This is a genomic window from Desulfovibrio cuneatus DSM 11391 (genome assembly GCF_000430005.1).
Classification (GTDB): Bacteria; Desulfobacterota; Desulfovibrionia; order Desulfovibrionales; family Desulfovibrionaceae; genus Frigididesulfovibrio; species Frigididesulfovibrio cuneatus.
Genome location: NZ_KE387018.1, coordinates 65,506 through 90,060, shown reverse-complemented (window position 1 = coordinate 90,060; position 24,555 = coordinate 65,506). Strand labels below are relative to the sequence as shown.

28 protein-coding genes are annotated in these 24,555 nt (G+C 54.0%); 27 read left to right on the top strand and 1 reads right to left on the bottom strand.

Annotation, left to right across the window (positions count from 1 at the left end; translation table 11 throughout):
• The first annotated feature begins 408 nt into the window (after positions 1–408).
• The 7 genes from G497_RS0114620 to G497_RS0114590 all read left to right on the top strand — a co-directional run bounded on the left by G497_RS0114620 (position 409) and on the right by G497_RS0114590 (position 7,680).
• On the top strand, positions 409–1,419 hold the full coding sequence (locus G497_RS0114620) for a TRAP transporter substrate-binding protein (protein WP_034638155.1): 1,011 nt from the start codon (positions 409–411) through the stop codon (positions 1,417–1,419).
• 153 nt (positions 1,420–1,572) lie between these two features.
• Complete coding sequence (locus G497_RS0114615) at positions 1,573–2,079, top strand: TRAP transporter small permease (protein WP_027188700.1); 507 nt, start codon at positions 1,573–1,575, stop codon at positions 2,077–2,079.
• Positions 2,080–2,082: 3 nt separating this feature from the next.
• Positions 2,083–3,369: a TRAP transporter large permease gene (locus tag G497_RS0114610; protein WP_027188699.1), complete on the top strand. Its 1,287-nt coding sequence runs from the start codon at positions 2,083–2,085 to the stop codon at positions 3,367–3,369.
• Between the two features lie 148 nt (positions 3,370–3,517).
• Positions 3,518–5,224, top strand: a complete 1,707-nt coding sequence (locus G497_RS0114605) for an aldehyde ferredoxin oxidoreductase C-terminal domain-containing protein (RefSeq protein ID WP_027188698.1) — start codon at positions 3,518–3,520, stop codon at positions 5,222–5,224.
• Positions 5,221–6,417, top strand: coding sequence for an NAD(P)-dependent malic enzyme (locus G497_RS0114600; RefSeq protein ID WP_034638154.1), 1,197 nt, complete (start codon positions 5,221–5,223; stop codon positions 6,415–6,417). The genes G497_RS0114605 and G497_RS0114600 overlap by 4 nt, the downstream gene beginning before the upstream one ends.
• Positions 6,418–6,444: 27 nt before the next feature.
• Positions 6,445–7,302, top strand: coding sequence for an NAD(P)-dependent oxidoreductase (locus tag G497_RS0114595; protein ID WP_027188696.1), 858 nt, complete (start codon positions 6,445–6,447; stop codon positions 7,300–7,302).
• Between the two features lie 117 nt (positions 7,303–7,419).
• Complete coding sequence (locus G497_RS0114590; protein ID WP_027188695.1) at positions 7,420–7,680, top strand: ubiquitin family protein; 261 nt, start codon at positions 7,420–7,422, stop codon at positions 7,678–7,680.
• A gap of 120 nt (positions 7,681–7,800) precedes the next feature.
• On the opposite strand, the gene G497_RS0114585 is transcribed toward G497_RS0114590, so the two are convergent.
• A complete protein-coding gene (locus tag G497_RS0114585) occupies positions 7,801–8,517 on the bottom strand; it encodes a LexA family transcriptional regulator (protein ID WP_027188694.1) in 717 nt (238 codons plus the stop codon).
• A gap of 454 nt (positions 8,518–8,971) precedes the next feature.
• Between G497_RS0114585 and G497_RS0114580 the strand changes: the two genes are divergently transcribed.
• From G497_RS0114580 to G497_RS19440, 20 genes are all read left to right on the top strand, one after another.
• Positions 8,972–9,289 carry a hypothetical protein gene (locus tag G497_RS0114580; protein ID WP_156908138.1) on the top strand — a complete coding sequence of 106 codons (318 nt, stop codon included), beginning with the start codon at positions 8,972–8,974 and terminating at the stop codon, positions 9,287–9,289.
• 139 nt (positions 9,290–9,428) lie between these two features.
• On the top strand, positions 9,429–9,791 hold the full coding sequence (locus G497_RS0114575; RefSeq protein ID WP_027188692.1) for a helix-turn-helix domain-containing protein: 363 nt from the start codon (positions 9,429–9,431) through the stop codon (positions 9,789–9,791).
• A 121-nt stretch (positions 9,792–9,912) separates the two neighbouring features.
• On the top strand, positions 9,913–10,269 hold the full coding sequence (locus G497_RS0114570) for a putative holin (RefSeq protein WP_051258182.1): 357 nt from the start codon (positions 9,913–9,915) through the stop codon (positions 10,267–10,269).
• A complete protein-coding gene (locus G497_RS18520; RefSeq protein WP_034638152.1) occupies positions 10,269–10,976 on the top strand; it encodes a transglycosylase SLT domain-containing protein in 708 nt (235 codons plus the stop codon). Before G497_RS0114570 ends, G497_RS18520 begins: the two co-directional genes overlap by 1 nt.
• Before the next feature lie 94 nt (positions 10,977–11,070).
• Entirely contained in the window at positions 11,071–11,718 is a 648-nt protein-coding gene (locus G497_RS0114560) for a hypothetical protein (protein WP_027188690.1), read from the top strand.
• Positions 11,718–12,158: a DUF2730 family protein gene (locus G497_RS0114555; protein WP_027188689.1), complete on the top strand. Its 441-nt coding sequence runs from the start codon at positions 11,718–11,720 to the stop codon at positions 12,156–12,158. Before G497_RS0114560 ends, G497_RS0114555 begins: the two co-directional genes overlap by 1 nt.
• 279 nt (positions 12,159–12,437) lie before the next feature.
• Complete coding sequence (locus G497_RS19445) at positions 12,438–13,061, top strand: phage neck terminator protein (protein ID WP_156908137.1); 624 nt, start codon at positions 12,438–12,440, stop codon at positions 13,059–13,061.
• A 91-nt stretch (positions 13,062–13,152) separates the two neighbouring features.
• Positions 13,153–14,628 carry a DUF3383 domain-containing protein gene (locus tag G497_RS0114545; RefSeq protein WP_027188688.1) on the top strand — a complete coding sequence of 492 codons (1,476 nt, stop codon included), beginning with the start codon at positions 13,153–13,155 and terminating at the stop codon, positions 14,626–14,628.
• A gap of 15 nt (positions 14,629–14,643) precedes the next feature.
• A complete protein-coding gene (locus G497_RS0114540) occupies positions 14,644–15,096 on the top strand; it encodes a phage structural protein (protein ID WP_027188687.1) in 453 nt (150 codons plus the stop codon).
• Between the two features lie 184 nt (positions 15,097–15,280).
• Complete coding sequence (locus G497_RS0114535) at positions 15,281–15,736, top strand: phage tail assembly chaperone (protein ID WP_051258180.1); 456 nt, start codon at positions 15,281–15,283, stop codon at positions 15,734–15,736.
• A 23-nt stretch (positions 15,737–15,759) separates the two neighbouring features.
• Positions 15,760–15,906: a DUF6889 family protein gene (locus G497_RS20255; protein WP_156908136.1), complete on the top strand. Its 147-nt coding sequence runs from the start codon at positions 15,760–15,762 to the stop codon at positions 15,904–15,906.
• Between the two features lie 25 nt (positions 15,907–15,931).
• Positions 15,932–17,593: a phage tail family protein gene (locus G497_RS0114525; RefSeq protein WP_027188685.1), complete on the top strand. Its 1,662-nt coding sequence runs from the start codon at positions 15,932–15,934 to the stop codon at positions 17,591–17,593.
• On the top strand, positions 17,590–18,177 hold the full coding sequence (locus tag G497_RS18510; RefSeq protein WP_211228770.1) for a phage baseplate protein: 588 nt from the start codon (positions 17,590–17,592) through the stop codon (positions 18,175–18,177). Before G497_RS0114525 ends, G497_RS18510 begins: the two co-directional genes overlap by 4 nt.
• 5 nt (positions 18,178–18,182) lie before the next feature.
• On the top strand, positions 18,183–18,488 hold the full coding sequence (locus G497_RS0114515; protein ID WP_027188684.1) for a phage baseplate plug family protein: 306 nt from the start codon (positions 18,183–18,185) through the stop codon (positions 18,486–18,488).
• A gap of 33 nt (positions 18,489–18,521) precedes the next feature.
• Complete coding sequence (locus G497_RS0114510; protein ID WP_027188683.1) at positions 18,522–19,475, top strand: phage protein; 954 nt, start codon at positions 18,522–18,524, stop codon at positions 19,473–19,475.
• A gap of 63 nt (positions 19,476–19,538) precedes the next feature.
• On the top strand, positions 19,539–20,327 hold the full coding sequence (locus G497_RS0114505) for a Gp138 family membrane-puncturing spike protein (RefSeq protein WP_027188682.1): 789 nt from the start codon (positions 19,539–19,541) through the stop codon (positions 20,325–20,327).
• Positions 20,328–20,341: 14 nt separating this feature from the next.
• Positions 20,342–20,695, top strand: coding sequence for a contractile injection system sheath initiator (locus G497_RS0114500; protein WP_027188681.1), 354 nt, complete (start codon positions 20,342–20,344; stop codon positions 20,693–20,695).
• Positions 20,696–20,727: 32 nt separating this feature from the next.
• Positions 20,728–21,900, top strand: a complete 1,173-nt coding sequence (locus G497_RS0114495; protein WP_027188680.1) for a baseplate J/gp47 family protein — start codon at positions 20,728–20,730, stop codon at positions 21,898–21,900.
• 3 nt (positions 21,901–21,903) lie between these two features.
• Positions 21,904–22,584, top strand: a complete 681-nt coding sequence (locus G497_RS0114490) for a DUF2612 domain-containing protein (protein WP_027188679.1) — start codon at positions 21,904–21,906, stop codon at positions 22,582–22,584.
• Positions 22,585–22,813: 229 nt separating this feature from the next.
• Complete coding sequence (locus G497_RS19440; RefSeq protein WP_051258179.1) at positions 22,814–23,863, top strand: hypothetical protein; 1,050 nt, start codon at positions 22,814–22,816, stop codon at positions 23,861–23,863.
• The last annotated feature ends 692 nt before the right edge of the window (positions 23,864–24,555 follow it).

Genomic DNA, 24,555 nt, shown 5'->3' with positions numbered 1-24,555 from the left:
CTTTCTATATATCCCACAGCTTCTCTCTCTTTCTCTTTTTCTTTCTCTGCGCAATCTGCGTCTTGGCTACCAATGTTTATGCCAGGCGCGATTCTATAAACGACACACTTGGCGCTCACCCGCGAAGTGTCATCCGACAGTTTCATTGAAACTGTTTTGCAATGCCCCTGGGGGAAACCCAGCCGCGCCGAACAAAGGAGGGAATGGCGGCAACAGCAACCAGGGGTAGCCTTCTTTTGAAGTGGTCGTTTGCGGCAGGTGCACCACACTCTGTGTGTGCAGCTTGCACCTGCCGTTTTGCTGCAAGAGTGTCCGGGCAAATCCTTTTCCGGCATTTCCCGCGTGAAGTGCCCCCGGCCATTGGCATTTGAAGCACTCCGTAACTATAGAAGCAAATGGAGAGTACTTATGTGCAGGGTATCACGTATTTTTGTTTCACTTCTTGCCGTTTTCGGGCTTACATTCATTACTCCAGCAACCTCCATGGCCGCCCAAGACACTCTTGTGCTGAAGCTGGCCCACACATCCGCTCCGCATACACCCATTTTTGAAACATACGAACTGTTCAAGAAAAAGGTGGAAGAAAAGTCCGGGGGAAAAATTATCGTACAAGTGTACCCCCTTGGCCAGCTTGGCGGAGATGTGCCCACCGCAGAAGGTGTGCTGAAAGGCTCCATCGACATCGCCTCTGCAGGCAGTAACAACATGGCCCCTTTTACAGACATATTCTTTTGGGCAGATCTGCCTTTCATCTTCAAAAGTATTGACACTGTGCATAAGGTCTATGCTGGCGAAATTGGCAACGAGTATAAAGAAAAGCTGGAAAAGAGTTCAGATTTTAAATGCCTTTTTTACGCAGACCCAGGCAGCTTTCGTAACCTTATGAGCTCAAAGCGCCCATTGCGTTCTCCTGCTGATATGGGTGGGTTGAAGTTTCGTTCTGCCCCAAGCCCCGTGGAAATGGATACAGTGCGGGCCATTGGTGCAAGCCCCACCCCGGTAAGTTGGCCTGAAACCTATATGGCCCTTGAACAAAAAGTGGTTGATGGTGAAATGCAGCAATACCACTGGGCGGTTACTGCCATGCACCAGGAGGTTATCAAGTATGTAACTGAAGTGCCTGGCCAGCATGCCCTGCACCTTGCTTTGATCAATAAGAATAAATTCGAAGCACTTCCCACTGCATGGCAAAAAATACTTCAGGAAGCAGCCGACGAAGCACAGCAGTTTAACTTTGCCAATGCGGAAAAAATGAACGAAAGCCTGAAAAAAACGTGCCTGGATGCGGGTGTGACCATTTATACCGCGACCCCGGAAGAAGTGAACGTATGGCGCGAGGCTGCCATGCCCGTGTGGAAAAAGTACCAGGACAAAGTTCCCCAGGCGTTGGTTGAACGCATTCTGGCTGCCCAAAAGTAAGGCTGCTTCATGCCTTCCGCGTGTACCACCTGCCCTGTGTAGGGCAAGTGGTACACGCCGTGGGCATTGCCATAAGCCACACCCCTTCATGGCCTTGGTGCACAGGGGGTGGTGGGTATGCCGCACGTTACCTTCCACCGCAAAGGAGTGACCATGCTCAACAGTGCTTACAAAGAGTTCGACAAAATCGGTGCCATTATTGACCACTATGCCTCCATTTTGCTTGGCATCATTGTACTGGTCATGTTTGGTTCATTACTACTGCAAGTTATCAGCCGTTATTTTTTTAATAGTCCCCTTTCCTGGCCGGAAGAAGTTACCATGTTTTTAATGGCCTGGATGAGCTTTATTGGGGCCAGTGTCGCCTTGCGTAGCTGGGGGCACATTGGGGTGGACTTTTTTTTGCAAAAGTGTTCCGGCAAAAAAAGAATATTCCTTTTGCTTCTTATCCGCCTGGTGGCCCTTACTTTTACGTTGTTTCTTCTTGTTGAAGGCAGCCTGTTTGTTATGGGCAGTGCGGGCATTGTTTCCGATGGCATGCGCATTCCCATGGTGTACCCCAGGCTTTCCATGCCCATTGGCGGCGCAATCATGACACTGCATATTATCACCTTTATCCTGGGGGATTTGCACAACCTCCAGACATATAAGGAAAGCTGAGCCATGACTTCTGACATACTGTACCTGCTTATTCCTTTTGCTGTTACCCTGATGCTGGGTGTGCCCATTGCCATGTGCCTTGGGTTTGGCGTGCTGGTGTTTTTATATTTTTCCGGCTCCCTGCCCACCAGCGTTATGAGCCAGCAAATGTATTCCGCCGCAGCCTCATTTCCCCTTATGGCTATTCCATTTTTTGTTCTGGCAGGAAGCCTGATGAATGAATCAGGCATAACGCACCGTCTGGTAGAATTTTGTAAAATACTGCTCCAGCGGGTGCGGGGTGGCCTTGCCCAAAGTATGGTGGTTACCGGTACCATTTTTGCCGGGTTAACTGGCTCCGCCACGGCAGACACTGCGGCCACAATCAAAATTCTTGGGCCTTCCATGGAAAGAGAAGGCTACCACAAGGAATTTACCGCAGCCTTGGCGGCTTCCACCGGGGTTCTTGGCCCCATCATTCCTCCTTCAACTATCATGATTGTGTATGGCGCAACCGTGGGCACTTCTGTTGGTGGGCTGTTTATGGGGGGCATTGTGCCGGGAATATTCCTGGGGTTGCTGCTTATGGTAACAGTGGCCATTATTGCCAAAAAACGGGGCTACCCCAAAAGCAACATTCCCTTCACCTTCAGTGCGCTTGTTTCTGGCTTCAAAGACGCATCGCTGGCCCTTGTCATGCCCGTGATCATTCTTGTGGGCATTCGGGGCGGGGTGTTCACCCCTACGGAAGGTGGCGCTGTTGCGGTAGCGTATTCACTTGTTATTGGCTTGTTTGTGTACCGCACTCTCACGTTCAAAAAGATTTTTGAAACGGCTGTTTCCAGCGGGATAACCGCCGCCATTATCATGCTGGTGGTGGCTGCTTCAGCCCCGTTTGGCTGGATTATTTCCGTGGGCCGCGTGCCTGCCATGTTTGCTGAAACCTTACTCAGCTACACCACAAACCCCATTATTGTACTGCTGCTCATTAACTGCCTGCTGCTTATTGTAGGCATGTTCCTTGAAGGGGCAGCCATTGTATTGCTTATGGCCCCCATTCTTGCACCCCTGGCAAAAATGGTAGGCATTCATCCTGTGCATTTTGGCATTATCATGTGTGTCAATATTTGTGTGGGCATGATTACCCCGCCTGTGGGGGTAAACCTGTTTGTTGCTGCGCCAATAGCCAATGTGGGCATGACCCAAATTTCCCGCGCTGTGCTGCCGTTTCTTGCCGCACTCATGATAGGGCTTGGCGTTATTTCCTACTGGCCTGATTTGACCTTGTGGTTGCCGCGGCTGCTTCGGTAGGCCCCTTGTCCCTATGCCTTGTCGTGTTCCTACTGTGCCAGCTTGCGCCGAGCATCTCAGGGAGTACCCCTAATAAATAGGCCTTCAACCCCCTTTTTGCATGCGCGGTTTTAGCTTTTCCCCTTAACCTGTTTGAGCAGGAGTCATTATGGTTGCTATTCTTCGTGTCAATATGCGCACAGGCGCTATGCAGCGCAAACCCTTGCAAGGCAAGGCACTTATTATGGGTGGCCGCCGCCTGACCAGCGAAATTGTGGCTCAAGAAGTTCCCCCCCTATGCCACCCCCTTGGCAAACATAACAAGCTGGTGTTGGCCTGCGGCCCACTGGGGGGCACGCTTGTTTCCAGTGTCAATCGTTTGTCCATTGGAGCAAAAAGCCCCCTCACCGGAGGCATAAAAGAAAGCAATGCTGGCGGGGTGACTGCTTACCTCATGGGCAGGCTGGGGCTACGGGCCATTGTGCTGGAAGACAAGCCGCAAACATCGGGCCAATGGCGTATTCTGCACATAACTGCGGCGTGCGCCAACCTGATTCCGGCCAATGACCTGGCAGGCCTTGGCGTTTTCAAAAAAGCGGAAATTCTGCATGAACGCTATGGGAAAGACTGTGGCCTTACCCTTATTGGTCCGGTGGCAGAGCGCCTTTTGCCTAGTGCAGGTATAACCAACACCGACCCGGACGCAATGCCTTCCCGGTATAATGGCCGTGGTGGGCTTGGGGCTGTAATGGCTTCCAAGGGTATACTTGCCATTGTGTTTGATGCCAAAGAGGCCACCAAAGAAGTTTTGCACGACGCCAAGGTTTTTTCTGCCCTGAGCCGCCAGGTAGCAGAGCTTATTAACACCACCCCGCAAACAGCCGAGATTTTCCGAAAGTATGGCACCTCTGCCATGATGGCCACCACAAACGCCATAGGTGCGCTGCCCACCCGGAATTTTTCCCTTGGCTCTTTCAACGGGTTTGAAAAGATTAACGCAGACGCGCTGTACAACAACATTGTCCAGCGCGGCGGTGTTGGCAGCCCTTCCCATGCCTGCATGAAAGGCTGCCTTATCAAATGTTCCAACGTGTACCCCTCGGCAGATGGAAAACAGGTGCTTTGTTCACCCATGGAATACGAGACCATGGGCCTTATGGGTTCTAACCTGGACATTGACGACCTGGACGCCATTGCCCGCCTGAATAACGTGTGCAACGACCTGGGCATAGACACCATTGAACTTGGGGCAGCGCTTGGCATAGCCATGGAAACTGGCGTGTTGCCGTTTGGCGATGTGCAAGCCACAGAAAATGCCTTGGAAGAGATTCGCCAGGGCACAGTTTTTGGCCGGGTGCTTGCTGCAGGGGCAGCGGTAACGGGCATTGTTTTGGGCAGTTTACGTGTGCCTGTGGTGAAAAACCAGGCCCTGCCCGCCTATGACCCCCGGTCTATAAAAGGCCTGGGCGTAACCTATGCCACCAGCACCCAGGGGGCAGACCACACGGCAGGGAACACGGCCCGTGCCCCCATTCCCCAGCACTTGAAAGACCATCAGGTTGAAACTTCCAAAAACGCCCAGCGTGGTTTTACTCTTATGGATTCCCTGGGCTTTTGCCTTATGCTTGGGGGGGCAGTGAAAGACCTGAACCTGATGCTTGACCTGGTACATGCCCGTTACGGGGTGCGCGTTTCTTTGGAAGAAGTGCAAAAAGCGGCTGCCAATACCTTGCAACAGGAACGGGAGTTTAACCTCAAGGCCGGGCTGAGCGAAGCACACGACACGTTGCCAGAGTTCTTTTATGAAGAAGTGAACCCCACAAACCAGGCGGTGTTTGATATTTCGCAAAAAGAGATGCAAGAGGTATTTAAATGACAACCCCTGCATTGAGCGAACAGGAAATATACGAAAAAGCCGTAGAGCTGGTGGAAAAAACCCGGGGCAAGCTGGAAGTGACCCTGAAAGTTGCCATAAGGAACATGGACGAGCTTTCCATGGCCTACACACCCGGTGTGGCAGAACCTACCCGCCGGGTGCACAAAGACAAAAGCCTGCAATACCGCTATACAGCGCGCGGCTCTCAGGTTGCTGTTATAACAGACGGTTCTGCTGTGCTTGGCCTTGGTAACATAGGCCCGGAAGCTGCCCATGTGGTTATGGAAGGCAAGGCCGCCATGCTTAAGGTTTTTGCCGGGGCAGATGCGTTCCCTTTGTGTTTGTCCACCCAGAACTCGGAAGAAATTATCCTCACTGCCAAGGCGGTGGCGCCTTCTTTCAGTATGATTTTTCTTGAAGACATCGCAGCACCGCGTTGCTTCCAAATAGAAGAACGGCTGGAAAAAGAGCTGGATATACCCGTGTTCCACGACGACCAGCACGGCACCGCCATAGCGGTGTGCGCCGGGCTGATTAACTCCCTGAAGCTGGTGCACAAAACGTTGCAGGAAAGCACTATTGTCATTAATGGCCCTGGCGCAGCCGGCATAGCCACAGCAAAGTTGTTGTTTGCCTTGGGGGCACAGCACATAACCCTATGCGACCGCACTGGTGCCATTTACGCCGGAAGAACAGAGGGCATGAACCCCTGGAAGGTCCAGTTGGCAACACAAACCAACAGGCACAGCCACAAAACCCTGGCGGAAAGCCTTTGCGGTGCAGACGTGTTTATTGGGCTTTCTGCACCTGGTGTTGTTACCCCTGCCATGGTCAGTTCCATGAACCGGGATGCCATTGTTCTGGCCATGGCCAACCCGGTGCCGGAAATAATGCCGGATGCCGCCCTGGCCGCCGGGGCATGCATAGTGGGTACAGGCCGCAGCGACTTCCCCAACATGGTGAACAACCTGCTGGCCTTTCCCGGCATTGTGCGCGGCACCCTGAATGCACGGGCCACCAAGGTGAATGAGGCCATGAAGCTGGCAGCCGTACATGCCATTGCTAACTTTGTTCCCCCGGCAGAACTCTCTCCCCTCAACATCTTGCCCAACCCACTGTCTTCTGCCCTGGCCCAAGCGGTAACAGAGGCAGTGGAACACTCCGCCCGCCAGTCTGGGGTAGCGCGGGCCTGAACAGCATAACCAAACAAGGAAAAGCACATGAAATTTGCATTTATTGGTCTTGGGAAAATGGGTGGTGGGCTGTGTAAAACGCTGTTGAAAAATGGCGGCGATGTGAAGGTGTATGATATCGTCCCTGCAACAGTTGCCAATTTTGTGGGCATGGGGGGAAAGGCCGCACGTTCTGCCCATGAGGCCGCCCTAGACGTGGACGCGGTGTTCACCAGCCTGCCTTTGCCGCAAGACCTTGAGCGCCTGCTGCTTGGCGAGGCTGGTATTTTGGCTGTTATGAAAAAAGGGGCTGCGCTTATTGATGTAAGCACCATTGACCCGGCCTGTGCCAGAAAAATTGCCCAGGAAGTGGAGGAACGCGGCCTGGAATTTTTGGCCTGCCCCTTGGGGAAAGGCCCTGCCCAGGCAAACACCGGGGAAGCTCCCATTTTTGTGGGCGGGCGCAAGGATGTGTTTGAAAAATACCGGGAAACGCTGCAAAAAATGGGCACTCCGGTAACGTACATTGGCGACATTGAACAATCCACAGCCTTTAAGCTGATAACCAACCTCATTGGCATGACCAATGTGCAGGTGATGGCTGAAGGGGTAAAGCTTGCCCAACAAATGGGCATAGACCCCCAGGTGTTTATGAGTGCCTGCAAAGATACCGGGGCCATGTCCTATCAATTTACCGTGCGGGCCCCGTGGATTTTTTCCAACGACTTTGCCCCACGCTTTGCTGTTAACCTGGCCTTGAAGGATGTTCGCCTTGGCGTTGGCATGGCAGAACAGGCCGGGGTGCAGTGCCCCTGCTTTAGTGAAGCTTTGCGCCTGTATACCCAGGCGGCTGACAAAGGCCTTGGCAATGAAGATTGCGTGGCAGTGTATAAACTCATGAAATAACGTGTTGTCCCCCCACAAGGCAGCGGGTTTTGCCGTTTTGAGGGGGGGCATCCCATAAGCATCACGTAAAAGAGGCTTGTTCCCTATGCACCCAGTTGAAACACATACGAGATAACCATGGTGGAGAATCAGCAGCCGTCATTTGCCCCGACCATAACCGTTACGGTGCATGTTCGCGTTAAATGGTGCGACAACGCAACACACCTTCTTTCCCTTCCGGGCCAAGCGCACATTACCCAAGCCCTTGCCTGCCTATTTCCCGACACGACACTGCATGAGCAAATCATTGTTGTTCGTGATAAAAAAGTATGCGCGTATGAGGAACAATTGTACGACAACGATATTTTGGTGCTCCTCCCACTTATGCTGGGAGGCTAAACCCAGGGCCGGGCACGTCTGCTGCACCCAATGAACCGGATACTGCGATAACGACTGATAGTGGCACTGTACCTGAACCCACTTGCGGGAAGAGTGCCCTCCTTCCTCGATTTCCTCCCCTTATGCTTCCCGGCACCACCACACCACACGGCCAATAATACGTACAGAATCTTCCAGGTCGCCGTTTGTTTCTACTTCAATGGGGGCATACAGTTCATTGTAACTTGTCAAAATAATTTTGCCCGGCAGGGCATTTACGCGTTTCAGGTACACCATGTCTTCCACAGCAACCGCATAAATACCATTGGGCAGCAGGCGCTTGTTGCTTTGGTCAATAAGCACCACATCGCTATCCTTAATTTCTGGCTCCATGCTGTCTCCTGCAACACGCATAAGCACCATCTGGCTGGCTTGCCCCTTGCGCTGCAAAAAGTCGCTTCTAAAGGCATAGCGCCTGTCTGTTACTCCGCCTGTTTCAAAGCTCCCCCCCCCGGCTGAAAGCACCGCCTCCACCATGGGCACCAGGGTAATTTCACAATCGTGGCAATTGATAACAGCCAGAGTGTTGACTGACTGGGCCGGAACAATGGGAGCAGGGTGTATTGGAGAGTACACCTCTGGTTGCATTTCCCCAGTGCCAAAGAACAGCCAGTCTGTAGAAACGGCAAACCGCTTTGCCACCTCAAATACCCAGGCCGGAGGCACGGACCCTTTGTTGCGCGCGTTGTAAACCGCCTGATGACTAATGCCTATGGCCGCAGCCAGGGCTGCTTCGCTTCGGGCATTGGTTGCAAGCATCAAACGCTCAAGGATTTTTTCTGGGGTGGAGTTGTTCATGGCAAACCTGCAATTGTTACTGTGGGTTATAAATACTTTCTTGTGGCAGTAAGTACTGCTTGTTGCAACTTTGGATGTGCTTGAAATCGTTATATAAACTTTTTGTTGACTATATGCAATAAATATTGCATATACAGGGTGCATGAGGATGCAACTTTCTGTTTTGTTTTTTACTGTAACTGGCATGGCCCAAAGGGTCAATGGTGTTGCAACCATAACTTCTCAACGCACATGCGTGGGCATGTAGGGAAGTGTAAAGCGCATGTTTGCCGGAATGTGGGCGTGTTTCGTTGTCACACAGGTGTTGGTTGGCATTGAGCATAACGCACGGAAGGGTGTGTGCCCGGAAATATAAAAGAAAGTGCAACCTTTGTTGGAAGGGGAATTTGTTTGTGAACACATGGCAGCATTTTGTAAATCCCGCGTTGCAGGGGCGTTTGCAACACAGGAACGTATGGAAGAGCAGAACAGGTACAACGGGGAGTTGCAGAACCTACCCGAGGTAAAGGCAAAAAGAAGAAGGCGGTGTACCACCTGCGGTGCCCCCACCACTAATTACCGCTGCGAAGACTGCTGGCGCAAGCTACGTGGCTTTAGTTGTGAAGATATGGCCCAGGGCATTGATCCCACCCTGGCAAATAGTGCGCGTTTGAAGCGTGTGCGGGTGGCGTTGGTGCCGGAACCGTGGAAACCATTAAGCGCTTTGCCTGTGAGCCAGGTGCCAGACAGGCAGGCAGAGTTTTTCGCCGTGCAAGAAAAAGGGAGTACGTGAAGTGGCACTGTGTTTGTTATTCGGTTGGCAGTGGCCTGGCAAGTGAAGTTGTGAAGAGGTAAGGCAGGCACAGGCACGGGACAGTGACGCTGTTTTTGCCAGCACGGTGCAGCGCGGTAATGCGAAAAGCGAGGTGGCTATGTGGGTTTCAATGCATGCATTGCAAGAGATTATGGGGGAACATTTGGCGGGTGCGTTATGCAATACCTTTGGGGGCGTTCCCATATACATTCCAGAACAGGCTTGTATGGCGCATGACATTGCCAGGGCCGTGGGGGTGCAGGGCATGGAAGCGCTGTGTGCAAGCTACCCTGGTGAGTATATTACTGTTCCTAGTGGTGGGGTGAAGAAAGAGCAAATTGTGGACATGTTGCAACAGGGGTTGAGCAAACGGAAAATTGCCCAACTGTGTGGTGTTACCGAGCGGTATGTGTATTACTTGGCCAGTTATTGTTTGCGTAAGCCTGCAAAAGGACGGCACATTGCTGCCCATGCACGTTAGGTGAATGAACATGCAGGAGTACAGTGCACCCTTTGCTGAGTCTGCGTGGATTGGTTGAAATAGTTCAGTGTGATATTTTTTATCCTCCTGGCGTACTACAATACAAAAGGAGGATTTTTGTATGCAGAACCCATTTCTTTCTTCCCGGTGGCAACCGCTTGTGTGCCTCGCTTTAGCGTTGGGGCTGTTCGTACTTTTGGCATTGGCTGGGCCACAGCAATTGCCTGTGCTTGTGTACAAGCTACTTTTGCCGTTGCTAGGCGGGGCTGTGTTGCTGTTTGTGTGGGTGGCTTTGGTCCCCCACGCCAACCCGGCCCGGTACCTGGCAGATGATTGGCGTTGCACCCCGGATGCAGACAACCATGATGGGGCCGACTTCCCCGTTGCAGCGGGCTACAAGGGAGTGTTTTGTGCCTGTGTGCTGGGGTGTGCCCTGGTGTTTTGTGCAGGGGCCTTGGCTGTGAGCCTGGGGCTGTAATGAGGGGGCATGATTGGCCTTTGTGGCTTACCTGCACGGCTGCTGTGCTGGTGTGTGGGCTGTGGGTAAGTGTTGCTGCTGGTGCCTCCGCTGGCCCAGGCACCGTGCCGCATAGGGCTTTGGCGCACAAGGCAACACTTATTCGTGCAGCGCGGGCAGAGTTTGGCCTGGGTGCCCCTGTGGCACTGCTGGCAGCACAAATACACACGGAATCGGCCTGGCAGGCAGGGGCTGTTTCCCCTGTTGGGGCACAGGGTCTTGCCCAGTTTATGCCCGCTACGGCGCGGTGGTTGCCGCAAGTGGTGCCTGCCCTTACCCATTTAGGAGAGGAGGAAGCTGGGGTTGCTCCTGCTCCTTTTAACCCTGGGTGGGCCATACGGGCCATGTGCGGGTATGACAAATGGCTGTGGAAAAAAATAGTGTTGCCGGGTAATGCTCCGGCTGCTGTTAACGAGCAAAGTGCGTGTTCCCACCGCTGGGCGTTTGTGCTTTCCGCCTATAACGGGGGCCTTGGCTGGGTGATAAAAGACAGGGCCATGGCGCCGCGGTTGGGCAAAGACAAAAACCAGTACTGGGGGCAGGTGGAACTGGTGAATGCAGGGCGCAGCGCCGCTGCTATTAAGGAAAACAGGGCCTACCCTAAACGGATTTTCAGCCTTGTGCCTGTGTATGCAAAAGCAGGGTGGCCGCAAGGCGAGTGTGAATGATTCCCCTTGCAGGGGCTGGGGGCAGCGCTCCCTAATAACGGTCAATTGGAATATTGTGGCATGCGCTTAAACAGATGGGCACAGGGGGTGCTGTGTGAGTAATACAATAAAATGGGGGCTGGTGTTGCTTTGCTTGGGGGCCGTGTGCCTTGGGGCATACCAGCTTGGCTATGGCAAGGCAGAAGCGGAAGGGCTTGCTGCCTTGCGGCTTGTGCAGGTGCAGCAGGAAGAAGAACGGCGGGCCGCAGCCGAAGCATATGGCGCGGCCCTGGCAAATACCCTTGCCCGCTACCAGCAGGAGGTTATGGCGGCGGAACAGACAGCCCATGCCTTGAGTGTGAAAAATAACGCCCTGGAAAGCCAGGCACAAACATTACGGAGGGAAATTAAACATGCAACGGCTGGTAGTGTGCATATTTTTAGCGCTGAGTTTGTGCGGTTGTGGAACGGTTTCACAGGGGCAGTTACTTCCGCCCCCCGTGCCCTGCCCGCCCCCGGTAGTGCCGGGAGTGTTGCTGGAACCGGAACCGCAGGTGCTTCCGCTGGAACCGGGATTCCGGGGGTAAACCCGGCAGGAAGTGGAGCCCCACGGGGAGGGGAGTCCTCCAGGGGGGCAGGGCAACGTGCCATGGTTACAGAAGAAGATGTGCTGGAATATATGGCCTATTACGGAAGTCGTTGCCAGCGCTTGGAAGCGAAAGAACATGCCTGGAGAGAACTGGCAAAAGGGTGGCGTGAATAATGTTACAAGACCCTGACTGGCATATGGCGGTGGCGGGGTGGGTTTCCTTGTTGGCACCTGTCGCCTTGGGGGCTGTGGCATGGTTGTGGTGGAGCTTTGCCAAAATGTTTGTGCGCCAGGAAGAATGTGCTGCTTGCCGGGCTGCCCGCGATGTGCAGCGCGAAAGAGAGGCCGCCAGGGTGGCAGCCTTGCAGCAGGCACAACACCGAATTACCGCACAGCTTGATGTGCTTGAACTTTCTGTAAATGTGTTGCCCAAGGCGGAAGACATAAACCGCCTGAATAACGCCCTTACGGCGCTGCAAGGCAGCATCAGTACCATGGGTAAACATATTGATGGTTCTGTTGCTACCCTTGATGCCAAGGTGGATGCGCTGAATGCCAACGTGGGTATTTTGCTGGAAACACATGTGGCAGAATACGGCAACCGCAAGAGGTAGGAACTTTTTCTTGCAAATAGTGGAGTGACAATCGTGTTGGCTGGTGGTTGTTGCTTATAAAAAAGCGTTTGGGCCAGGTACATGTTTCGGCATGGGCCTGGCCATTTTTTCTATATATTACAGGATAAAGCAATCACTCTGAAATAGTTCAGAGTGATTTTTTTTATCCTCTTCGGGTAGGTTCTTGCCATGAGGTTGAGGGAACACCGCAAGGGGAATGAGCCCTGCGGTGCGTGGGTAGAAAAGGGCAAGGCAAAAAAGGGAATGCTGGTAACGAAAATGGCAACAACAAGTGCAACAGGCGGATTTTTATCCCTTACCCAAGCGTTGCCGGAACAGGCACTGGCACAAGCCCTGCGTGCGCTTATAGCCGGAACAGCAGGCCTGGGGGAAAGCAGCATTATTCACCGCTGGCAACAGGGGGTAGAGGCAACAGGTGAAGTCGATGCCAACACCACATGGTGTCAATTTGGGGTAACGGCACGCACCCTGTACCAGCAACCGGAACTGCGCCACACAGGAGAAGGCCAGGGGCTGGGCTGCCTTGTGCTGCATGATGAAGTGCAAGTTCTCATTTCCATGTACGGGCCGCTGGCAACAGACACTGCCCAGCAATTGCGCGACAGCCTGTATGTTCCCCAAAACCGTGCCCTTTTACGCCCCCTTGGCCTTGCCTTTGTCAGTGCAGGCACATTGGAACCTGTGCAGGAAGAGTTGGGTGCTGGCTGGCGGGTGCGTGTGGATGTGCCCCTGGTATTCAGGCAGGCAACAGCCCGGCAGGTGGCAGTGCGTAACCTGGTGGGCGTGGTTGGTGGCGTTGTTACCGATAGTCCCGCGGTATCAGGCGTGGGCATGGGTTGTGCGGCGTGCAGGCGCAAATGCGCGTTGCAGGTGCAGGGGTAAGGTCGTTTTTTGAGGAAGGCTGGGCACCACATGTGTTGTGCAAGCTGCAAACAGAGTGTTTATGCAGCGTTTTTTTAAAGGAGAAATCAGTATGGCAACAGCGTTATCTGTAGATCGCCTTGTGCGCGTTTCTGTAAACCTGCAACCCAAGGCTGTGCCCCGGCGCAACTTTGGCGTGTTGTGCATTGCTGGCAGCAGCGATGTTATCGACCCTGCCGAGCGTATTCGCTATTACACCGGCATTACCGGTATTGTGGAAGATTTTGGCGTGGATGCGCCGGAATACAAGGCAGCCCAGCTCTTTTTCAGCCAAACTCCGCGCCCGTATATTCTGGGTATTGCCCGTTGGGTGAAAAATTCTTCCCCGGCATACCTGAAAGGTGGCCTGGTGGCAGATGCAGACCTGGACGCCAGCAACTGGAATACGGTGACCAACGGCAGCTTCAGCATGGTTGTGAACACCCAGACCGTGAGTGTGAATACCCTGGATTTTACAGGGCAAACCAACATGAATGGTGTGGCAGGCGTGGTGAATGCTGCCCTGGCAAGCAAAGGGGCCACCTGCCTGTGGGAAAATGACCACTTTGTGCTGCGTTCAAGCAGCGTGGGGGCCGGGGCAGAAATTGGTTTTGCCGTGCCCCAGGGCACTGGCACAGACCTTTCAAGGCGCATGGCTCTTACCAGCGAATTGGCCCAACCCCTTGTGCCGGGTATGGCAGGGGAAACGCCGCTGGAGTGCGCAACCGACCTGGCAGATACCTATGGCGATTGGTACGGCCTGACTTTTGCCGATACCCTGAGTGACGACGAGCATGTGGCTGTTTCCGGCTTTATTGAAGCGTGCGCCAAAAGCCGCATTTACCTGACGACCATTACCAACAGCCAGGTACTTGCCAGCACTGTGGAAAACGACCTGGCTTCCCGCTTCAAGGCCCTTGCCCGCCAGCGCAGCTTTACCCAGTACAGCCGCAATGAATATGCGGTGTGTTCTGCCGTGGGCCGGGCTTTTACCGTGAACTTTAATGCCAACCGCAGCACCATTACCCTGAAGTTCAAGCAAGAACCTGGTGTTGTGGCGGAAGGCCTGAAAGAGTCGCAGGCGGCTGTTCTGGCCCGCAAAAACTGCAACGTGTTCGTGAAATACGATAACGAAACAGCCATTTTGCAAGAAGGCGTTATGGCTAACGGGGCCTTTTTTGATGAGGTGCATGGCACAGACTGGCTGCAAAACGCCATTCAAACAGAGTGCTACAACCTGCTGTATCAATCCAAAACCAAAATTCCGCAAACGGAAGCTGGCATTAATCAGATTGTCACCACCATCAGCAAAGTGCTGGAAGAAGGCGTGAACAACGGCCTGATTGCCCCTGGCGTGTGGAATGCCGATGGCTTCGGGCAGCTTGAGCGCGGTGAATACCTGCCCAAGGGTTGGTATATTTACTCCCAGCCCATTGATGAGCAACCCCAAAGTGAACGTGAGCAGCGCAAGGCCCCGCCCATTCAAGTGGCGGTAAAGCTGGCAGGCGCAGTGCACTTTGTGGATGTGCAGATTGACGTGAACCGATAGCAAAAGGAACGTACTATGGAAGTAACATACAGTTTTTTGGATGTAGAGGCCACCATTGTTGGCCCAGGTGGCAGCTTCCAGTTGGGGAACGGTGCCGGGGTGGCGAGTGAAGGCATCAGCATTACTGCCACAGGCGACAAAAACACTATGAGTGTAGGGGCAGACGGCAGCTTTATGCACAGCCTGAAAGCCGACCGTTCCGGCTCTGTCACGGTAACACTGCTGAAAACCAGTGAAGCTAACGCGAAGTTGCAGAACATGTTCAACTTCCAGACCAAAAGCGGCAAAACCCACGGCAAGAACACCATTGTTATTCGGAACATTGCCACGGGTGATGTGTTCACCTGTGAAGGGTGCGCTTTTTCCAAGCAGCCGGAAAACAAGTTTGGTAATGAGGCCGCCAGCCTTGGCTGGGCCTTCCATTGCGGTAAGGTAGATGCCAAGCTTGGTACTGGGTTGGTTTACTAGGGAAATACTGAAACTGCCTGAGCATATGTAGTGCTTCGTGAGGCAGGGGTGTCTTTTGCCTTGTTACTTCCCTGCCTCACAGTTTCTTTGGTGTTTGTGTTGAAGCAACGTGGAATCAGGCCATGTGGGTAGGCATTCGCTATCCACAGGCACATTCTCATCCTGTTCTTTTTGGGAGAATCACATGAAAGAAGTAACCATTGGTCAGCATGCCTACCGCATTGGCAAGCTCAATGCTTTTAAACAGTTGCATATTGTCCGTCGGCTTAGTCCGTGTTTTGGCAAGCTTGCAGGCCTTGCCGGGGAAGGGCCGGGCCTGAAGCGTGATGCACAGGGCAACCCTGTGGATGTGGAAGGCGGCATGGAAAAGCTGCTGGAGCCGTTGGCAAATGCCATGGCTGCCCTGAGTGATGATGACGTTGAGTATGTGCTGCATGCCTGCCTGGAAGTAACGGACTGCCGGCAGGGGGCTGGCTGGGCACGTATGCGTGCCAATGGCAGCACCATGTTTGATTCTCTTTCCCTGCCGGTAATGTTGCAAATTGCCTACCATGTGCTTCGGGAGAATCTGACAGATTTTTTCACCGAACTGCCCCCCGGCAGCTTGGGGGGCATGGGGAGCAAGCCGTTGCATGGGTAAGCCTGCCAAACGGAGAAGATTATTTGCTGCGCCCTGTGTTGCAAGGCATGTGCCGGTTTGAAAGCCTGAAGGACAGCACCCTTTCCCTTGCGGATGTGGCCTTGATGAACGATGCCCTGGACGTGCAGCAGGAGAATGAGCGCAGGGCTATGCAGGCACGGGAAACATAACCTGCACCCTGAAAGGATGAATACTATGAGTGTGGGAGAGTTGAAAACGCTTCTTGCTGCTGTAGGGGGCGGAATTACCGAAATAGATTTGACAAACATCTTGAGTCAACTGGATGCCTTTGCAAACAAGGTAAAAACGGTAACCCTGGGCGCCTACAACGGTTTTCTGCAATTGGCAGAAGGTGAGGCAACACTTGCCAGGCAGGCAGGGGAGCTTGGCCTTACTTCGCAACGGCTGCAAGAACTTGGTTATGTGGCAGAGCAGGGTGGTTCCAGCTTTGAAGTTATGGTGCGTAGCCTGGAAGGGCTGCTTGCCCAACAGCCAGGGGTGAGCAATGTTGCCGACGCCCTGGAACAGGCTGGCGAACAAATGCGCAGCATGGACGCGACCCAGCGCCAGGCTTTTGCCACGAAAATGGGCATCGACCCTTCACTTGTTGCCGCGCTTACGGGCAATGTGACGGCACTGAAAAAAGAATTTCAGGAAATGTATGCCGGAGCAGAGAAAGATGGGGAGGCTGCGGGGGCGGCTGCCAATGGTTTTCTGGCAGAAATAGAGAAGCTGCGCACCATGGCCCAGCTCATGGCAAGTTCGGTCTTCACGGCCTTGCTTGGGCAAGGGCAGCAGGGGCTTGCAAAACTGCGGGCCCTGTTTACGGAAAACATGGGGCCAATCCGCCGGGTGCTCGGCTTTGTTGCGGAGGGGTTGCAGGCGTTTGGCGATATTGCCGGGCCTGTGGTGCTGCGGGTTGTGCAGGGGGTGCTGGGGCTGGTGCGCTGGTTTGACTCCCTTGGCAGCAGCCAGAAAAATATGGTGGGCGGGGCGCTGGCCCTGCTTGCCGCGTGGAAATTGCTGAATCTTGGTTTTGTCGCCACACCCCTTGGTGCTGTTATTGCTGGCCTTGTTGCCCTTGTGGGCCTTGTGGGCGATTACCTTACCTTTATGGAAGGCGGCAAAAGCTCCTTTGACTGGAGCCCGTGGGCAGACTCTATTCAGTCTGTGCTCTCAGCCCTCAGCCCTGTTATGGGGATAATGGAAGGTATTGGCAACGGTATTATTGCCTGTGTGGAGCCTGTTAAGGGGTTGTTTACTGACCTGCTGGGCAGTGTGCTTACTCAGCTTCAATTGCTGGGCAAGCTGTTTGTTCAGGTTTTCGCAGGCGATTTTTCCGGTGCGCTACAAACTTTTTTTGCCCTTTTGGCGAATACAGTAGATGCCTGGCTAGCAGTTATCGAGAACTTTTGTACGCTGGTTGGATCCTTCTTTACCGCCCTGTGGCCCAGTGTGGAGGAAAATTTTCCAGATTTTTCAGCCTGGGCAGAGAGGCAGCTTACCGTAATTACCAGTGCGTTTGGCCGAGGGTTTGAGTGGGTTCTGAATAAATTCAAGGAAATTAAGAGCATTCTTCCTGAATTTGTAAACGAAGCACTGGGAATTACTAGCAATGCCGGGCAACCAGGCGCGGCCTTGCAGGCGGCAAGTGCTTTGGAAACAACTGCCCTGACCCCAGGGGCGGGATATATGATGGCTTTGGGAGCACATGGGCAACAAAACATGAATATGACCGCTACCACAACCATACACATGCAAACTGCCGACCCCATATTGGCTGGTAACCAGGTGTATGAGCGCAGCAGGGAAGAAACGGAAAAGAACATTCGAGATTTAAGGGGGAATGTAGGATGAGTTTTTTCCAGGCACCAGGCGACATGATAGAAATTCGGCCCCGCCGGAGCATTGGCGGCTTGTTCCCGGACGTGGTGGTGAGCGAAACCCATGACGACCAACTTACCATTACCAGCCACCCCGTGGAACAGGGGGCTAACATTAATGACCATGCCTATAAAACCGTAACAAAGGTAACCCTTGCAGCAGGCGTTTCAGACTCTTCCCTGCTTGCCAGTGGGGAGAACCCCAGCCAGGAATTTTATGAAAAACTGCTGGAGTTGCAAAGCAGGCGGGAACCCTTTGATATAGTTACTGGTAAACGCTTGTACCGCAACATGTTGTTACAAAGCCTGCAAGTGGTAACCAATGCCAGTGCAGAACAGGCTTTGTCGGTTACTGCCGTATGCCAGGAAATTATTATTGTGAAAACTCAGGTCACTTCGGTTGCCCCGCGCAAAAATCAGGCCACTCCTGCCAAAACCGGGGCCACGGCAGAAAAGGGGCAAAAGCAGGCAATGGCCTGCCTGCCTGCCCATACTGTGGGGGCGGGGCAGGCCAAGGCTGGCCCCATGCCGCATCCTCTTCAACCTTCAGGAAGGTAAGCAGCATGGCAGACTATCTTGTTCCGCTTACGCCGGAACCGCAGCGCTTCAGCATAGCGCTTGCCGGAAAAACATACACACTGGTTGTGCGTTGGTTTGCTGCCCCGGAAGGCGGCTGGCATGTAGACATGGAAGACACCGCCACCGGCACGCCATTGCTGGCAGGCATACCGCTGGTGGCTGGGTGCAACCTGCTTGAACAATATGCCCATATGGAATTTGGCGGCGAATTGTGGGTAACGGGGGATTTGCCCCCCTCCCTGGAAAATTTGGGGAGTGGGGTGGATGTGGTGTTTTCCACCTATGCATAAATGGCACGGGCTACGCCGTGAAAGGAACACACAATGAGCCAGGAAAATTCACCGCATGATTCAGGGGCGCAGTGGTTGCGGGCCTGCTTGCTGCAAGTGGCAGGTGTGGACGGCAAAGGGCTGGAACTGGGGGAAATGCGTATAACATTCTCCATTACCAAAACAGACACCGAAACGCCCAATAAAGCCAACATAACGGTGTACAACTTGGCGGAAGGCACCAGCAACCGTATTCAGCAAGAATTTGGCAGGGTTGTCCTTTCTGCCGGGTATAAGGGCAATTGCACCACAATTTTTGATGGCACCATCAGCAAGGTACAGCGGGGCCGGGAAAATGGCACAGATACCTTTACGGCAATTACTGCGGCTGATGGCGACAAAGCCTACAACTGGGCTGTGGTCAACTCCACCCTGGCTGCGGGCAGCACCCCGGCAGACAGGGTAAAGCTGTGCGCACAGTATTTTGCAGAAAAAGGGGTAAACACAGGCTATTTACCGGAATTTGACCCCACAAGCCTGCCAAGGGGCAAGGTGTTTTTTGCCAGCGCCAAAAAGGTGCTGCGCGACGAGGCGGTGAATACCCGGTGTAGTTGGTCTGTGCAGGATGGGGCGCTGACCATGGTGCCCAAAACAGGCTATCTGCCTGAAGAAGCCGTAGTGTTAACCCATGAAACAGGCCTTGTTGGTGCCCCCACATGGACAAATGAAGGGCTGAACGTGAACTGCCTGCTGAACCCCCGCCTGCGGGTAAATGGGCGAATAAAGCTGGATAACCGCAGCGTGCAAGGGGCAAAAACAGAGGTCAAGGAAGGGGCAAAAACAGAGGTTAAGGAAAGTGCCAAACGCCCTCCTACCATAAGTGCCGACGGTTTGTACCGCATTTTGAAAGTGACGTTCGTTGGCGATACACGCGGCAACGACTGGTTCGCAAAGCTGGTGTGTGTGGCTCTTGATGGCACAAGTCAGGTTCCTTTGGATGTAGCGTAAGAGACGGGATGTTTTGCGGGTGGCTTTGCCACCTGCACATATACCCCGCCGCAGGAGCGGAGAATGGACAGAAGAGAACGAACCCATGACGCGGTGGAAGCCATGCGCGTTGCCCTGGACGGCAGGCAACTGGAAATGTGGACAGCTCTGCCAGGCCTTGTGAATAGCTTTAACCCTGCCGCCATGACGGTTTCTGTGCAGCCTGCCATAAAAGGGTGGGTACAGCAAGAAACGGGAAAGGTGCAGGAAGTGAATTTGCCTCTGCTGGTGGATGTGCCTGTGGTGTTCCCCTGTGGCGGGGGCTTCAGCCTGACACACCCGGTGAAGAAAGATGACGAGTGCCTGGTGGTGTTTGCCAGCCGCTGTATTGATGGCTGGTGGCAGGGGGGTGGCATTGGCAGCAGGCCAGATGAACGCATGCACGACCTTTCCGACGGGTTCGCCATTGTAGGCCCGCGTTCCCAGCCACGGGTGCTGGACCCGGCAGTGGATACAGATAATGTGCAACTGCGCACCGACGATGGCAAGGCGCACATTACCATGATGCCAGACTATACCATACGTTCGCAAAACCCGGCCTGTGTGGTGCTGCAAACGCCTGATGGCACCGTTACCGCCCAGGCTGACAAGGAAATCAATCTGGTATGCCCCAAGCTGAACATTCAGGCCGACAGCATTAGCATTACAGGGAAAAACGGTAGCAAGGCCGCTACCACGTTTACAGGGGACATCAACCAAACAGGCAGCCACCGCAGCACAGGCGACCAGATTGCCGGGGGCGTAAGCCAAATAAACCACCCGCACCGGGATGCTGGCGGCACTGGCCCCTGCGGCCCACCCATTGCGGGATAACGGGCGGTAAGAACATGAAATACAGAAAGCTGGACACCAACGGCGACATGGTGCTTGGGCATGGCAATGCAGACTACCTGCATAACGTGCCGGAAGCAGTGGCCCAGGCAGTGCTTACCCGTTTGCGTTTACTACGGGGAGAATGGTTTTTGGATGTAACGGAAGGCACCCCTTACTCCCCCGCCATTTTGGGCAAGCACACGGCACAAAGTTACGATTTTGCCATTCGCCAGCGGGTGTTGGAAACAGAGGGCGTTACCGAAATTGTCAGCTACGAAAGCAGGCTGGATGGCGAAACACGCGGCCTGAGCATAACCATGTGCATTAACACGGTGTATGGCCCTGCCACAGTGCAGGAAATACTGTAAGGGGATGCCATTTTTCAGGAAAGGGGAAGAACATGACAGCAACTGCTTTTATTGATGCAACAGGCATGCATGTGCCCAGTTACCCGGAGGTGCTGGAAGCGCTGAAAAGCGACTTTCGCGGTATTTACGGGCAGGATGTGTACCTGGAGCCAGATGCCCAGGAAGGGGCACTGTGCGCGGTGTTTGCCCTGCGCATATACGACTGCTACACGCTGGCAGCTTCCGTATACAACGCCTATTCCCCTGCCACGGCGCAGGGTGTGGGGCTTTCCAGCGTGGTAAAAACCAATGGAATACGCCGCGCCAGCGCTTCCCGAAGCCAGGTGGATGTGCGGGTTATCGGGCAGGCGGGCACGGTTATCCGGCGCGGGGTGGTTACTGATGTCGCCGGGCAGCGCTGGCTGCTGCCGGAAGAAGTGGTCATTCCCTTGCAAGGGGAAGCCACGGTTAACGCCCTGGCGGAAACCATGGGGGAAGTGCGCGCCGCCCCAGGGGAAGTGAACACCATTGCCACCCCCACACGGGGTTGGCAGGCCGTAACAAACCCCATTGCCGCCCGGCCGGGCGCGCCTGTGGAGCAGGATTCGGCCCTGCGCCAGCGCCAAAGCATAAGCACGGCCTTGCCTTCGCTTTCCATTTTTGAAGGCACCCAGGGGGCCGTGGCAAGCCTGCCGGGGGTAAGCCGCAGCCGGGGCTATGAAAACGATACAAGCGTGCAAGATGCCAACGGCCTGCCGCCGCACAGCATTGCCTTTGTGGTGGAAGGGGGCGAGCCCCAAACCATTGCCAACACCATTGCCCTGAAAAAAGGGCCGGGGTGCGGCACCTTTGGCGACATTGCTGTGGACACGCGGGACAAGCACGGCACCCCTTGCATTATTTCGTTTTTCCGGCCGCAGGTGCTTTCCATTGCCGTGTCTATTCGCATAACGCCGTTGCCCGGTTACCTTTCCGTTACCGGGGAAGCCATGCGCCGCAACATTGCGGAATACCTGAACAGCCTGCGCATTGGCGACGATGTGCTGCTTTCCAAGCTCTATACTCCTATTAACACGGCGGAACCGCAACCCGGCCTGCGAACCTTTGACGTGCTGTACCTTGGCGTGGGGGTAAAGGGGCAGGGGCAACAAACAGGTAGCCTTGTGGTGCCATTCAACCATGTGGTGCTGTGTGCAGTGGAAGATATAACCCTTCAGGAATATTAAGCCATGGAAGAATACCTGAACCTTGTCCCTTCCCAGCACAGGCAGCGCCCCCGGTTTATGGCCACAGTGCAGGCCGTGCTGGCTCCCCTGCACACAGTGGAAGCCTTGCTGGAAGAATTGCGCACGGCCTTTGACCTGGACACAGCCACAGGCAGGCAGCTTGATGCCGTGGGTGTGCGGGTGGGCCGCACCCGTTACCTGCATACGCCGTTGGAAGGGGTGTTTTTTAGCTGGAATGAAGAAGGCGTTGGCTGGGGGCAAGGCGTGTGGAAGGGCAAGTACGATGCGGAAAACGGGCTGACCACACTGCCAGACGATGTGTACCGCACCTTGCTCAAAGCCAAGGTGGCTGCCAATGCCTGGAACGGCACCACCCCCGGTGCTTACGAAGCCTGGGAAGTGGCTTTTGCCGATACAGGCAGCATGATTGTGCTGCAAGATAACCAGGACATGAGCATGATTGTGGGCATTGCCGGGCGCATTATGAACCCGGTGTTTGAGCAGCTTTTGCTGCAACAGTATGTGCCCTTGAAGCCCGAAGGCGTGCGTATTCAATGGTACGCCGTAACGCCGGATGGCGGGCCGCTGTTCGCCTGGAACTGCAATTCCCCGGCGCTTTCCGGCTGGGCTGATAGTAGCGGCAATGGGGGGCGTTGGCCCCGTGTGCTACGCCCGCAAGCATAAAAATGCTGATTTATTCCGTTTCGCTTTGTTACTCGCCTTTTTTGAAGAGGGGCAGGACAGAAGAGTCCAGCCCCTCTTTAAAAAAAGCTCGTGCCTTGCCAAACGAAAAACTGAGCATTTTTAAAAAATTACAATCAATTCCTCAAATTTTTAGCGAGAGCATCGTCATTTTGAAACGCGTTGGTCAATGCGTCTGCATTCACCAGCTTTAACCACAGGAGAATACTCCATGCCACTGAACAACAACGCAGTGAACGAAATTCTGCCTTTTGCCCCGGAAGGGCTGGAAGGCGCGGGGGATTTGCTGCCCCTGGATGAGTACAAAACCCACCCCCTGCGCAAGCGGGGACACATTCCCGGCATTGCCCTGCGGGAAGTGCAAAACAGGGCCAACCGGCAGGCCGCCCACATGGCGGCTGGGGTGGCCCAGTTCATTGCCAATCGCTACACACCGGGTGTGAAGGACGATGGCGATTTGGACAAGGTGGAAGAGGGGTTGATGCAGGCCGTTCTTGGTTCATTCAAATGGAGCGGGGATGCAACGTATTATTTGCCAGCCTTTGTGTTTGGTGAAGATAACCAGCTGTATATTGCCCTTAAACCTTCCGGAAAAAACATTGCCGGAGTTGGAGCCAGGAATCCGGTTCAGGGAGATGGTGCCGCGTACTGGCTGCGCTTAGCCAGTGGGGGGGGAGGTGGTTTAGAAGTAGACCCAGGGGGTGTTATTACACTTGTTCAGCCCGGATACCTTACAGAATTTAGAACGTTTTATGAAAAAGTACCACCTGTTGGGTGGGCGGTGCGCAACGGGGCGGAAATTAGCCGGGCAGATACAACTTACCCTGATTTATGGGTAACGCTGCAAAACCCTTATTGGAAGTGGAAGTGCATTAGTATTACCCGCTGGAATGAATTGTCAAAGCAGGCAGGTGGGGTTGGCGGGGTTCCTTTTTTTGGTATGGATGCAGTCACAAAAATTATTAAGCTTCCGGATACTCGGGGGGACTACGGGCGCGATGCCGGGAGCCCCTATTTGCCGGGTGTCGGCGAGTGGCATGGTGACGCCATCAGAAATATTACCGGTAACTTTGTGGCGGATAACTCTTCACAATCAGCTTATACTGGGGCTTTTCGTATGGTCGGAGGCGGCTTGGGCGGACAAGCTGATGGTAACGGCTGGAATATACAGTTCAATGCTGCCAACCAGGTGCCCACAGCAAATGAAAACCGTACCCGAGGCTTTGGGTGGCTTGGCTGCGTATACATAGGAGGTGAGTAAAGGCTACTGTGTATCAATATGACTTATGTTGTTTTTTAATTGGCGCAACGGAAGAGTTCAATGGGATGTTGTTACATGGGTGAGATCGGGAAAAAGCACCGGAAGTTTTGCCTGATGGAAAGTTTCTTCCTGCTTGGCATCATTACCGCTGTGTTGGTAATTACTGAAGTAATACATGCCATCCCTCTATCCGGAATTTGACCGCTATGAACTGTGTGAATTATATAGTTTTCGTCATTCCACCTTACGCTCCGGCTTTCAGCCTGCTACAGGGGGGGTGACTATGAACGCTCCTGCCGTGTTTCCGAATGCCTGGGGCTGCCTGCAGCCTTTAAGTGCAAAAAACTGTGCAGAACGGAAGCCGAATGGCAGGCCACGACCACAGCCACATGAGCCACGTTGGTAGATGGCGCCAAAGTTGGATGGAACGGCATTGGGGGTTGGAAGCGTACATGGGAATCAAATGCAGGATCACAATCTCAATATCGGGGGGCTCATCGCTGCCCGCCCAGGTGGTCCTAATGGGCCCCCCTGCCCCCTTTGGGTCTATGGGAACTTGGGATACAGCCCATAATGGATCGATAATGGGGTATGCAATATCGATGTTTAAAATACCCCTTATGGTTATAGTTGTGGTTCTGCAACCAAGCCCCGCGCATACGGCAAACTGGCTTGTGTCTATCTGGGACTGT

Coding starts and splice junctions, on each gene's coding strand:
- G497_RS0114620 (WP_034638155.1), top strand. CDS start 409: ATGTGCAGGGTATCACGTATTTTTGTTTCACTTCTTGCCGTTTTCGGG.
- G497_RS0114615 (WP_027188700.1), top strand. CDS start 1,573: ATGCTCAACAGTGCTTACAAAGAGTTCGACAAAATCGGTGCCATTATT.
- G497_RS0114610 (WP_027188699.1), top strand. CDS start 2,083: ATGACTTCTGACATACTGTACCTGCTTATTCCTTTTGCTGTTACCCTG.
- G497_RS0114605 (WP_027188698.1), top strand. CDS start 3,518: ATGGTTGCTATTCTTCGTGTCAATATGCGCACAGGCGCTATGCAGCGC.
- G497_RS0114600 (WP_034638154.1), top strand. CDS start 5,221: ATGACAACCCCTGCATTGAGCGAACAGGAAATATACGAAAAAGCCGTA.
- G497_RS0114595 (WP_027188696.1), top strand. CDS start 6,445: ATGAAATTTGCATTTATTGGTCTTGGGAAAATGGGTGGTGGGCTGTGT.
- G497_RS0114590 (WP_027188695.1), top strand. CDS start 7,420: ATGGTGGAGAATCAGCAGCCGTCATTTGCCCCGACCATAACCGTTACG.
- G497_RS0114585 (WP_027188694.1), bottom strand. CDS start 8,517: ATGAACAACTCCACCCCAGAAAAAATCCTTGAGCGTTTGATGCTTGCA.
- G497_RS0114580 (WP_156908138.1), top strand. CDS start 8,972: ATGGAAGAGCAGAACAGGTACAACGGGGAGTTGCAGAACCTACCCGAG.
- G497_RS0114575 (WP_027188692.1), top strand. CDS start 9,429: ATGTGGGTTTCAATGCATGCATTGCAAGAGATTATGGGGGAACATTTG.
- G497_RS0114570 (WP_051258182.1), top strand. CDS start 9,913: ATGCAGAACCCATTTCTTTCTTCCCGGTGGCAACCGCTTGTGTGCCTC.
- G497_RS18520 (WP_034638152.1), top strand. CDS start 10,269: ATGAGGGGGCATGATTGGCCTTTGTGGCTTACCTGCACGGCTGCTGTG.
- G497_RS0114555 (WP_027188689.1), top strand. CDS start 11,718: ATGTTACAAGACCCTGACTGGCATATGGCGGTGGCGGGGTGGGTTTCC.
- G497_RS19445 (WP_156908137.1), top strand. CDS start 12,438: ATGGCAACAACAAGTGCAACAGGCGGATTTTTATCCCTTACCCAAGCG.
- G497_RS0114545 (WP_027188688.1), top strand. CDS start 13,153: ATGGCAACAGCGTTATCTGTAGATCGCCTTGTGCGCGTTTCTGTAAAC.
- G497_RS0114540 (WP_027188687.1), top strand. CDS start 14,644: ATGGAAGTAACATACAGTTTTTTGGATGTAGAGGCCACCATTGTTGGC.
- G497_RS0114535 (WP_051258180.1), top strand. CDS start 15,281: ATGAAAGAAGTAACCATTGGTCAGCATGCCTACCGCATTGGCAAGCTC.
- G497_RS0114525 (WP_027188685.1), top strand. CDS start 15,932: ATGAGTGTGGGAGAGTTGAAAACGCTTCTTGCTGCTGTAGGGGGCGGA.
- G497_RS18510 (WP_211228770.1), top strand. CDS start 17,590: ATGAGTTTTTTCCAGGCACCAGGCGACATGATAGAAATTCGGCCCCGC.
- G497_RS0114515 (WP_027188684.1), top strand. CDS start 18,183: ATGGCAGACTATCTTGTTCCGCTTACGCCGGAACCGCAGCGCTTCAGC.
- G497_RS0114510 (WP_027188683.1), top strand. CDS start 18,522: ATGAGCCAGGAAAATTCACCGCATGATTCAGGGGCGCAGTGGTTGCGG.
- G497_RS0114505 (WP_027188682.1), top strand. CDS start 19,539: ATGGACAGAAGAGAACGAACCCATGACGCGGTGGAAGCCATGCGCGTT.
- G497_RS0114500 (WP_027188681.1), top strand. CDS start 20,342: ATGAAATACAGAAAGCTGGACACCAACGGCGACATGGTGCTTGGGCAT.
- G497_RS0114495 (WP_027188680.1), top strand. CDS start 20,728: ATGACAGCAACTGCTTTTATTGATGCAACAGGCATGCATGTGCCCAGT.
- G497_RS0114490 (WP_027188679.1), top strand. CDS start 21,904: ATGGAAGAATACCTGAACCTTGTCCCTTCCCAGCACAGGCAGCGCCCC.
- G497_RS19440 (WP_051258179.1), top strand. CDS start 22,814: ATGCCACTGAACAACAACGCAGTGAACGAAATTCTGCCTTTTGCCCCG.